At 72.2% G+C, this 9,492-nt stretch carries 11 protein-coding genes; 9 read left to right on the forward strand and 2 right to left on the reverse strand.

Translation table 11 applies throughout. From position 1 onward, the window contains the following. The 6 genes from VOI19_RS07580 to rimI all read left to right on the forward strand — a co-directional run. On the forward strand, nucleotides 1-749 hold a 749-nt coding region (locus VOI19_RS07580), incomplete at its 5' end, for an ADP/ATP-dependent (S)-NAD(P)H-hydrate dehydratase (protein ID WP_323792354.1). Beyond that, the gene (gene alr / locus VOI19_RS07585) at nucleotides 746-1,867 is read left to right on the forward strand and encodes an alanine racemase (RefSeq protein WP_323792355.1); all 1,122 of its coding nucleotides are present in this window, start codon (nucleotides 746-748) and stop codon (nucleotides 1,865-1,867) included. The genes VOI19_RS07580 and alr, both read left to right, overlap by 4 nt. After that, nucleotides 1,864-2,994: an alpha/beta hydrolase gene (locus VOI19_RS07590; protein ID WP_323792356.1), complete on the forward strand. Its 1,131-nt coding sequence runs from the start codon at nucleotides 1,864-1,866 to the stop codon at nucleotides 2,992-2,994. The genes alr and VOI19_RS07590 overlap by 4 nt, the downstream gene beginning before the upstream one ends. Continuing rightward, nucleotides 2,991-4,007 (forward strand): tRNA (adenosine(37)-N6)-threonylcarbamoyltransferase complex ATPase subunit type 1 TsaE, encoded by a 1,017-nt coding sequence (gene tsaE, locus VOI19_RS07595; RefSeq protein WP_323792357.1) that lies wholly within the window; start codon nucleotides 2,991-2,993, stop codon nucleotides 4,005-4,007. The genes VOI19_RS07590 and tsaE overlap by 4 nt, the downstream gene beginning before the upstream one ends. 92 nt (nucleotides 4,008-4,099) lie before the next feature. Continuing rightward, complete coding sequence (tsaB, locus tag VOI19_RS07600; protein WP_323792358.1) at nucleotides 4,100-4,747, forward strand: tRNA (adenosine(37)-N6)-threonylcarbamoyltransferase complex dimerization subunit type 1 TsaB; 648 nt, start codon at nucleotides 4,100-4,102, stop codon at nucleotides 4,745-4,747. Continuing rightward, nucleotides 4,744-5,223 carry a ribosomal protein S18-alanine N-acetyltransferase gene (gene rimI, locus VOI19_RS07605; protein ID WP_323792359.1) on the forward strand — a complete coding sequence of 160 codons (480 nt, stop codon included), beginning with the start codon at nucleotides 4,744-4,746 and terminating at the stop codon, nucleotides 5,221-5,223. Before tsaB ends, rimI begins: the two co-directional genes overlap by 4 nt. On the opposite strand, the gene VOI19_RS07610 is transcribed toward rimI, so the two are convergent. Both VOI19_RS07610 and VOI19_RS07615 read right to left on the reverse strand, forming a co-directional pair. Continuing rightward, a complete protein-coding gene (locus VOI19_RS07610; RefSeq protein WP_323792360.1) occupies nucleotides 5,211-6,365 on the reverse strand; it encodes a hypothetical protein in 1,155 nt (384 codons plus the stop codon). The genes rimI and VOI19_RS07610 overlap by 13 nt on opposite strands. Nucleotides 6,366-6,417: 52 nt before the next feature. Next, entirely contained in the window at nucleotides 6,418-6,960 is a 543-nt protein-coding gene (locus VOI19_RS07615; RefSeq protein ID WP_323792361.1) for a SigE family RNA polymerase sigma factor, read from the reverse strand. 125 nt (nucleotides 6,961-7,085) lie between these two features. Between VOI19_RS07615 and VOI19_RS07620 the strand changes: the two genes are divergently transcribed. The 3 genes from VOI19_RS07620 to VOI19_RS07630 all read left to right on the forward strand — a co-directional run. Next, nucleotides 7,086-8,186: an S-(hydroxymethyl)mycothiol dehydrogenase gene (locus VOI19_RS07620; protein WP_323792362.1), complete on the forward strand. Its 1,101-nt coding sequence runs from the start codon at nucleotides 7,086-7,088 to the stop codon at nucleotides 8,184-8,186. Beyond that, on the forward strand, nucleotides 8,186-8,800 hold the full coding sequence (locus VOI19_RS07625) for an MBL fold metallo-hydrolase (RefSeq protein ID WP_323792363.1): 615 nt from the start codon (nucleotides 8,186-8,188) through the stop codon (nucleotides 8,798-8,800). Before VOI19_RS07620 ends, VOI19_RS07625 begins: the two co-directional genes overlap by 1 nt. A 50-nt stretch (nucleotides 8,801-8,850) precedes the next feature. Beyond that, on the forward strand, nucleotides 8,851-9,492 hold a 642-nt coding region (locus VOI19_RS07630; protein WP_323792364.1), incomplete at its 3' end, for a cobalamin B12-binding domain-containing protein.

Here is a 9,492-nt window from a genome sequence, read left to right on the forward strand (position 1 = left end):
CGCAGAAGTACCTCCGCGGCGTCGTCGGCATCCGCGCCGGCTCCGACACCTACCCCGGCGCCGGGCTGCTCTCGGTGGCCGGAGCGGCGACCGGGCTGGTCGGGATGGTCCGCTACGTCGGCGACGACTGCGTGCTCGATCTGGTGCGCGCCGCGCACCCCGAGGTCGTCGGGGCAGGACGCGTGCAGGCGTGGGTCGTCGGCTCGGGCAGCGGAGAAGCGGCCGCCGACACCCTGGCCGAGGCGCTGGCCGACGACGTGCCCGTCGTGATTGACGCCGATGCCCTCGACCATGCGCCTCGCGCCGCGGACGGTCGCCCTGACGTGATCCTGACGCCGCACGCCGGCGAGCTCGCCCGGATGCTCGGGGTCGAGCGCGCCGAGGTCGAGGCGCGCCCGCTGGCCCACGCGCGCCGCGCCGCGCGGGAGTACGGCGCGGTGGTGCTGCTCAAGGGCCGTCACACCCTCGTCGTCGACGCGGACGGCGGCGCGGTGCGCGCGACCACGACCGGGCTGCCGTGGCTGGCGACCGCCGGGGCCGGGGACGTGCTGGGCGGAGTCATCGGTGCTCTGGCCGCCGCCGGACTCACGCCGTACGACGCCGCCTCGGTGGGGTCCTGGCTCCACGGCGCGGCCGCCACACGGGCCGCGCGGGGCGGACCGATCGTCGCCGGGGACGTCGCGCGCGCCGTGCCCGAGGTGGTGGGCGACCTCCTCGCGGTCCAGGGGATGAAACAATCGGGTCCATGACGTCGCCCGCCCGTGCCGAGATCGTGGTGGACCTCGATGCCATCCGGCACAACGTCGAGGTCCTGCGGGCGCTCACCGGCGTCACGATGGTCACTGTCGTGAAGGCCGACGGCTACGGCCACGGCATGCTGCCGGTCGCCCGCACGGCGCGCGAGGCCGGCTCCGAGTGGCTCGCCGTGGCGACCCTCGACGAGGTGGCCCGCCTGCGCGCCGACGGCGACACCGGACGGATCCTCACCTGGTTGACCGTGCCCGGCGAGGCGTACGACGACGCGATCCGCGCCGACGTCGACCTCACGGCGTACTCCCTGGGCGAGCTGGACGAGATCGAGGCAGCGGCCCGCTACGTCGGGGGACCGGCGCGGGTGCAGCTGAAGGTCGACACCGGGCTCTCGCGCGGCGGAGCGATGCGCCGCGACTGGGAGCCGTTCTTCGAGCGCGCCCTCGCCGGTGAGCGCGCAGGGCACTGGAAGGTGACCGGCATCTGGTCGCACCTCGCGTGCGCCGACGAGCCAGACCACCCGGCCAACGATGCGCAGGAGGCGATGTTCCGCGACGCCCTGGCGCTTGCCGACGACGCCGGACTCACCCCCGAGATGCGCCACCTGGCCAACTCCGCGGCGGCCGTGCTGCGCCCGAGTGCCCGCTTCGACGCGGTGCGCTGCGGCATCGCGACCTACGGCCTCGACCCCGCCCCCGGCACCGACCACGGCACCGACCTCCGTCCGGCGATGACGGCTCGCGCCGACCTCGCCCTGGTCAAGCACCTCGACGCCGGCGACTCGGTGTCCTACGGCCACCAGTGGACGGCGTCCGCCCCGACGACGATCGGGCTCGTGCCGGTCGGCTACGGGGAGGGCGTGCCGGTGCACCTCAGCAACCGCGGCGAGGTGAGCATCGGCGGCAAGCGTCGTCCCATCCGCGGACGCGTCTGCATGGACCAGATCCTGGTCGACCTCGGCGGTGACGAACCTCCCGTCGGCAGCGACGTCGTGCTCTTCGGTCCGCCCGGCGACTCGCGCCCCACCGCCCAGGACTGGGCCGAGGCGGGGGAGACCATCAACTACGAGATCGTCACGCGGATCGGCGGCCGGATGACGCGGCGGTACGTCCGATGAGCACCTTCGAGCCCTCTTCCTCCTGGCCGCGCCGTCGCCTCGTGGGCGCGATCGGTGGGGTCCTCGGCCTCGCCGCGGCCGGCACCGCCATCGGGCTGCTGCGCCAGCAACGCCAGGTGAGCCGCCGCGCCGGCGAGGACGTGCCGCTCGGGTCGCTGCGCTCGACGCCGCTGACCGTCGTGGCCGATGACGGTGTTCCGCTCCACGTCGAGATCGACGAGGTCGACCCGGCCTACACGACCTCGGCAGGCAAGTCCGGCGACCGTCGACTCTGGTCGCGCGCCGACGAGGCCGGCCCGGTGACGGTGATCTTCGTGCACGGCTACTGCCTCACCCTCGACTGCTGGCACTTCCAGCGCGCGGCCTACCGGGGGCTGGTGCGCACGGTCTTCTACGACCAGCGCTCGCACGGCCGGTCCGGCCGTTCCGCGCGCGAGAACGCGACGGTCGACCAGCTCGGTCGCGACCTCGCGCACGTCATCGAGGTCTGCGCGCCCGACGGTCCGGTGGTGCTGGTCGGGCACTCGATGGGCGGCATGACCATCGTCGCGCTGGCCGAGCAGCACCCCGAGCTGATCGGCGAGAAGGTCATCGGCGTCGGGCTCATCTCGACCACCGCCGGTGGGCTCGACACCAGTCGGATCCTCATCCCGCTGCTGCCGGCCCGGTTGACCGGTCGCGTCACGGGGCAGGCCGTCGCCGCGCTGCAGCGTGGTCACGTGGCAGTCGACACCGCTCGGCGCATCGGACGCGTGATCGCCAACGTCGCCACCAGCCGCCTCGCCTTCGGCGGCGAGGTGCCGTCGTCGTACGTGCGTTTCGTCGACGACATGCTCGGCGCGACGCCGTTCGAGGTGGTCGCCGACTTCTTCCCCAGCCTGAGCTCGCTCGACAAGTTCGACCACGTGGAGGTGCTCTCACGCGTGCCGGTGTCGGTCATCTGCGGGACGTCGGACCGGATCACCTCGGTCGGGCACTCCCGCAAGCTCGCCTCGCGCATCTCCGGCTCCAGCCTGCTCGAGTGCGAGGGTGCCGGACACATGGCGATCATCGAGCGGCACGACCAGGTCAGCGCCGAGCTCGACCAGCTGATCACCGCGGCCACGACGAGAGCAGACACCCGATGAGCCTGACCGTACGACGCGTGGGCGCCGAGTCGGCCGCCACCGTGCTCGCGATCATCCAGGACGCCTTCGGCAAGCGTCCGGCGCTCCACCCGCCGGCCGACGCCCTGAGCGACACCGAGGCCTCGATCGCGACGCGGCTGGCCCTCAACGGTGGCCTGCTCGCCAAGCTCGACGGCGAGCCGGTCGGCACCCTGCTCTTCGACCCCGTCGGCGACACGATGTACCTGCGCCGCGTCGGCATCCTCTCCTCGGCACAGGGCCACGGCATCGCCGGCGCCCTGATCGAGTCGGCCGTCGAGGCCTGGACCGGTCGCGCCACCCGGCTGAGCGTCGTGGCCCGCGAGGAGCTGCCGCGCACGATCGGGTTCTGGGCGCACCGCGGTTTCATCCAGACCGACCGACGCTCGCCGTACGTCGAGCTGGCGATGCGGCTGCCGAAGGTGCACCAGGTCGCGACCCCGGAGGAGATGCGCGCCCTGGGCGCCAAGATCGCCGACGAGCTCGTGCCGGGTGACCTGCTGGTGCTGACGGGCGACCTCGGGGCCGGCAAGACCACGTTCACCCAGGGCCTGGGGGGCCGCCTCGAGGTGGAGGGCTCGGTGACCTCGCCGACGTTCGTGATCGCCCGCGAGCACGCCGCCCGCAGCGCGCACCGGCCCGGACTGGTGCACGTCGACGCCTACCGCCTCGGCAGCATCGAGGAGCTCGACGACCTCGACCTCGACGCCTCCCTCGACGACGTCGTGACGGTCGTCGAGTGGGGGGAGGGGATGGCCGAGGCGCTGTCGCCCTCGCGCTTGGAGGTCCGCATCAAGCACGCCCCGGTCGACGCGAGCGACCCGGCCGACCCGAGGTCCGCGGTCGGCACCGACCCGGCCCGCCCGGATGACCCGGACCGCTCCGAGGGGGAGGTGGGCCCCGACTCCGAGCCCCGGATCGTGGAGGTGCAGGGCATCGGACCCCGCTGGGCGACCCACCCCAACCGTCCCTCGGACGGCCCCGCACGCCGCTGATCGAGATAGTCCCTTACGAAGTGGCCCCCGCAGAGCTCGCAGAGGGGCCACTTCGTAAGGGACTATCTCGGGCGACCGACTAGCCTGGCGCCGTGCTGCTCGCCTTCGACACGTCGTCCCCGTCCGTGAGCGTTGCGTTGCTCGGTGGTGAGGTCGGCGACGAGGTGCTGGTCGAGCTCACCTCGGAGCAGGAGATGCGCCACGGCGAGCAGCTCGCACCCCTGATCGAGCAGGCGCTCGAGCAGGCGGGCGCCTCGCGCCTCGACCTCACCGCCATCGGTGTCGGCGTCGGTCCCGGTCCGTTCACCGGCCTGCGGGTCGGCCTGGTCACCGCCCGCACGCTCGGCGCCGTCCTCGACATCCCCGTGTACGGCGTGTGCTCGCTCGACGCGCTCGCCGTCCAGGCCGTCGCGGGCGGCCACCTCCAGGAGCCGTTCGTCGTGGCGACCGACGCGCGCCGCAAGGAGGTCTACCTCGCCTCCTACGACGCGACCGCGACCCGCTTGTCCGGCCCCGCCGTCGACAAGCCGGAGACGGTGGCGACCGACCTGCCGGTGGTGGGGGAGGGGGCCCTGCTCTACCCCGACCACTTCAGTCGCCCGGTCGGACCGCTCCGCGCGTCCGCAGGTTGGCTGGGCCGGGCCATCGCTCACGAGGCCGCCGAGCTGCTCGACCCCGAGCCGCTCTACCTGCGCCGGCCCGACGCCGAGATCCCGGGCGCGCCCAAGAAGGTCTCGTGACCCGGGCGGTCGTCCGCGCAGCCGCGCCCGCTGACGCCGCCGCGATCGCAGACCTCGAGGTCGAGAACCTCGGCCGCGACGCCTGGTCGGCCGGGCTGGTCGAGCAAGGGGTCTCGGGCGAGCTGCCCACCGTGCAGTACGTCGTCGCCGAGGTCGACGGCTCCGTCGTGGGGTACGCCGCCGCGAGCATCGTGGCCGACATCGCCGAGCTGCAGCGGATCGCCGTCACGCCCGCCCACCGCCGTACGGGTCTGGCGGCCGCGCTGCTCGCCGCCGTCGTCGCCGCGGCGAAGCAGCAGGGTGCCGACCGGATGCTGCTCGAGGTCCGCGAGGACAACGCCGGCGCGCTGGCCTTCTACGCCGAGCAGAGTTTCGTGGAGATCGATCGGCGCCGCCGCTACTACCGCGACGGCGCCACCGCGATCGTGCTGCGGCTGCCACTGCTCACGGGCTGCGGCGGCGCTCAGCCGGTGTAGCCGCCGGTCACCTGGAACGGGTTGAGCATCTCGGTTCCGTCGACCGGGCCGAGGACCACCTCGCTCGCGCCGTCCACCCCGAGCGAGACGACCCGCCACTGGGCGTCCTGGTAGACCGACGCCACGACGTGGGTGTCGTCGCTCCACGCGAGGTCGACGTAGACGAAGCCACGCTCCACCTCGTAGCGGGCGACCTCGTCGCCGGTGCGGTCCAGGATGCTGAAGTAGGTGGGCCCGAGACCGTCGCCGTAGGGATCGGTGCCGGCCACGAAGTCGCCGGTGGGCGAGATGTCGAGCACCTGGCTGTCGCAGGTCTCGAACACGACGGCACCACCGCCCTCACGGTCGTAGAGCCCGCCACAGGATCCGATGTCGGAGGAGGAGACCTGGGCGGTGACCAAGAAGCCGTCCGCGGCGTCGTTGAGGCGCAGCGCGCCCGGCACCGGGCGGGTGTCGGGGCCCTCGTAGTTGACCTCGAAGGGCTCGCGCTCGAGGTCGCCGTACTCCAGGAAGGGGTGGCAGCCGGTCTCCAGGGAGCAGTCACCGTTGCCGATGAAGGCCGCGAGCACGGCGTCGGGGTCGACGGCGCCGAACGACTGCTCGCCCGCCTCGCCGTTGAGCACGAGCAGCTCGTCGTCGTCGGTGATCAGGGCGATGGTCCTGCCGTCAGGGGCGATGGCGACCGGAGGGCGCACCTCGTAGGTCGTGGTCACGGCTTGGTCCTCGACCAGGTCGACCGCCCCCTGGCCGTCCTCGGTCGAGCGGAAGGCGGCGACCTGGTCCCCCAGGACGGCGGCACCGGTGTAGTCGGGCCCGGGCAGCTCGATCCGGGACCCGTCGTCGAGGTGCAGGACCGCGTTGCCCGAGCCCATCTCGATGTAGGTGAAGCCGAGGGCGGGGCCGGCTGCGGGCGGATCCTCGGGATCCACGGGGTCCACCACCGGGTCGGTGGCGGTCTGCGACGGCGTCTGGGCCGGGTCGATGACGGCGATCGGGACGACGACGGCGGCGGCAGCGAGGAGGCCACCGGCCACGGCTGCGCGACGCTTGGTGCGGATCTTCATGGCGGTTCCCTTCACGGAGTCGAGGTCGAACGGTGCCTCGTGGAGGTTGCGGACTCGGCGCTCGAGCTCGTCGCCCATCTCGCTCTCCCAGCTGGGGTGGTCAGGGTGCTCAGGGTGCTCAGGGTGCTCATCAGGAGTCCTGTCCTCGTCCGGGGTGGAGGTCTGCCGGCACTCGTTGGCGCAGCGTGCCGATCGCACGGCTGCACTGCGACTTCACGGTGCCGAGGGAGATGCCGAGAGTGTCGGCCGTCTCCGCCTCGCTGAGCTCTTCGTAGTAGCGCAGGACGACCACGGCCCGGGCCTTGGGAGGCAGGCTGCGGACGACGTCCCAGAGGGCGTCGTTGCGGCCCTCGTCGTACTCGTCGTGGTGGGGCGTCCACTCCGGGACCACCTCGGTGGCGTGCTCGCGCCGCTTCCAGGCTCGGCGCCACAGGGAGTTGTTCTCGTTGACCATGATCCGGCGCAGGTAGGCGTCGACCGAGTCACGGTCGCGCACCTTGTCCCACGCCAGGTAGAGCTTGGCCAACGAGGTCTGCAGCACGCCCTCCGCGGTGTGTCGGTCGCCGGTGAGCAGGTAGGCGGTGCGCATCAGGCTCGGCTGGCGCGCGTGCAGGTAGGCCGTGAATTCCTCGTCGCGCCGCTCGGTCTCCGACGACGGTCGGTGCAGCGGCATCGTGGCACTTCCTCGTCTCATACCTCCAAGACGCACGCACCCCACCAAAGGTTGCAGTGGCCGTCCAGGGGCAACCGCCTACGGTTGCACCAGATCACGTTCACGGACCACTGGAGGAGTGCAGCATGCAGCAGGTGAAGGCCGTCGTGGCCATGGCCAAGGGCGAGCCCGTCGAGCTCGTCACGATCAACGTCCCCGATCCCGGGCCGGGCGAGGCCGTGGTGAAGATCCAGGCGTGCGGGGTGTGCCACACCGACCTGCACTACCGCGAGGGCGGCATCAACGACGAGTTCCCCTTCCTGCTCGGCCACGAGGCCGCGGGCATCGTCGAGGCCGTCGGCGACGACGTCACGAGCGTGACGCCGGGCGACTTCGTGATCCTCAACTGGCGCGCGGTCTGCGGGGAGTGCCGGGCGTGCAACCGCGGCGAGCCGCAGTACTGCTTCAGCACGCACAACGCGACCCAGAAGATGACCCTCGAAGACGGCACCGAGCTCAGCCCGGCGCTCGGGATCGGCGCGTTCGCCGAGAAGACCCTCGTCGCCGCCGGTCAGTGCACCAAGGTCGACGCCGAGGCCCGTCCGGCCGCGGTCGGCCTGCTCGGCTGCGGCGTGATGGCCGGGATCGGCGCCGCCATCAACACCGGGGGAGCCACCCGCGGGAAGTCCGTGGCCGTCATCGGGTGCGGTGGCGTCGGCGTCGCTGCCGTCGCCGGTGCGGCGCTGTCGGGCGCGAGCCCGGTGATCGCGGTCGACATCGACCCCAAGAAGCTCGAGGCCGCCACCGCGCTGGGCGCCACGCACACGATCGACAGCACGACGACCGACCCGGTCGAGGAGATCAAGCGGATCTGCGCCGAGACCTACGAGGGTGCCGAGGGCGCCGACGTCGTGGTGGAGGCCGTGGGTCGTCCCGAGACGTGGAAGCAGGCCTTCTACGCCCGCGACCTCGCCGGCACCGTCGTCCTGGTGGGCGTGCCGACCCCGGACATGAAGGTCCCCGAGATCCCGCTGATCGACGTCTTCGGACGCGGCGGCTCGCTCAAGTCGAGCTGGTACGGCGACTGCTTGCCCAGCCGCGACTTCCCCATGCTGGTCGACCTCTACCGGCAGGGACGGCTCGACCTGGACGCCTTCGTCACCGAGGAGATCGGCATCGACGACGTCGAGGCCGCCTTCGCCAAGATGCATGACGGCAACGTCCTGCGCTCGGTGGTGATCCTCTGATGGCCGAGTCGCTGCGCATCGACCATGCGGTCGTGTCGGGCACCTTCAGCCTCGACGGGGAGACCCACGAGGTCGACAACAACATCTGGGTGATCGGCAACGACGAGGAGTGCCTCGTCATCGACGCCCCGCACGACGTCGAGGCCATCATGGACGTCGTCGCCGGACGCCAGGTGAAGGCGATCGTCCTCACCCACGCCCACGACGACCACAGCCGGATGGCGCCTGCCCTGCGCGAGCGGGTCACGGCACCGATCCTGCTGCACCCCGACGACAAGCCCGTCTGGGAGCTCACTCACCCCGACCACCTGTGGGACGTCGACCTCACCGACGACCAGAGCCTCAAGATCGCCGGCGCCTCGGTGAAGGTGCTCCACACCCCGGGCCACGCCCCGGGTGCGGTCTGCCTCTACGTCCACGACCTCGGCGTCGTCTTCACCGGCGACACCCTGTTCCAGGGTGGACCGGGCGCCACCGGACGCAGCTTCTCCGACGCCGACGTGATCGTCGAGTCCATCAGGGCCAAGCTGTTCCGGCTGCCGCCCGAGACCGTCGTCCACACCGGGCACGGCGACTCCACGACGATCGCCAAGGAGCAGGAGGCACTGGGCTGAGGCCGTGTGCGGCCCTGTCGCCTTCGCCGCGGACGGATTAGTTTGACGGGGTGCAGGTGTACGCGGCCTACTGGGCAGCACTCGAGGTCCGCGACCTCGGGCGGGTACTGGGGGTCGTGGGTGACCTGCGCGCCCACGGCTGGTCGAGCACCGAGGTCATCGAGGGTCTGGTGGTGCCCGCCCAGACCCGGGTGGGTGAGCTGTGGTTGTCAGGGATCCTGCCGATCAGCGGTGAGCACGCGATGACCTCGATCAACGAGGCGGTCGTGGCATCGCTCTCCGGCGACGACCCCGACGGCGGCACCGGACCGCCGGTGGTCGTGGCGTGCCTCGACCCGGAGGAGCACGTGCTCGCGGCTGCCGTGGTCGCGATCGAGCTGCGCGCCCTGGGCGCTCCTGTGCACCTCGTTCCCGACACGGTCACCGCCGGCGAGCTGGTGCGAACCGTCGAGAGGCTTGCGGGGCGTGCAGTCCTGCTGAGTGTCACGATGGCCTCCTCGTTGGTCTCGTGCCGCGCGGTGCTGCGCGATCTCCACGAGGCGTCGATCCCCGTCGTCGTCGGGGGCCGGGCCTGGGGCGCCGAGTCGGGACGGGCACTGACGTGGGGAGCCAGCCACGCCCCGACGGTCCCTGCCGCCTGGCGCCTCCTGGCGGGCCCTCCGAAGCTCCTCACCACTGGGTCTGCGTCGGAC

The sequence above is a fragment of the Nocardioides sp. genome, assembly GCF_034670285.1.
In the GTDB taxonomy this organism is placed as follows: Bacteria; Actinomycetota; Actinomycetes; order Propionibacteriales; family Nocardioidaceae; genus Nocardioides.

Bases quoted from the DNA above. Each gene is read 5' to 3' on its own strand.
- VOI19_RS07590 (WP_323792356.1), top strand. From the start codon at position 1,864: ATGAGCACCTTCGAGCCCTCTTCCTCCTGGCCGCGCCGTCGCCTCGTG.
- VOI19_RS07625 (WP_323792363.1), top strand. From the start codon at position 8,186: ATGGCCGAGTCGCTGCGCATCGACCATGCGGTCGTGTCGGGCACCTTC.
- VOI19_RS07620 (WP_323792362.1), top strand. From the start codon at position 7,086: ATGCAGCAGGTGAAGGCCGTCGTGGCCATGGCCAAGGGCGAGCCCGTC.
- VOI19_RS07615 (WP_323792361.1), bottom strand. From the start codon at position 6,960: ATGCCGCTGCACCGACCGTCGTCGGAGACCGAGCGGCGCGACGAGGAA.
- alr (WP_323792355.1), top strand. From the start codon at position 746: ATGACGTCGCCCGCCCGTGCCGAGATCGTGGTGGACCTCGATGCCATC.
- tsaE (WP_323792357.1), top strand. From the start codon at position 2,991: ATGAGCCTGACCGTACGACGCGTGGGCGCCGAGTCGGCCGCCACCGTG.
- VOI19_RS07610 (WP_323792360.1), bottom strand. From the start codon at position 6,365: ATGGGCGACGAGCTCGAGCGCCGAGTCCGCAACCTCCACGAGGCACCG.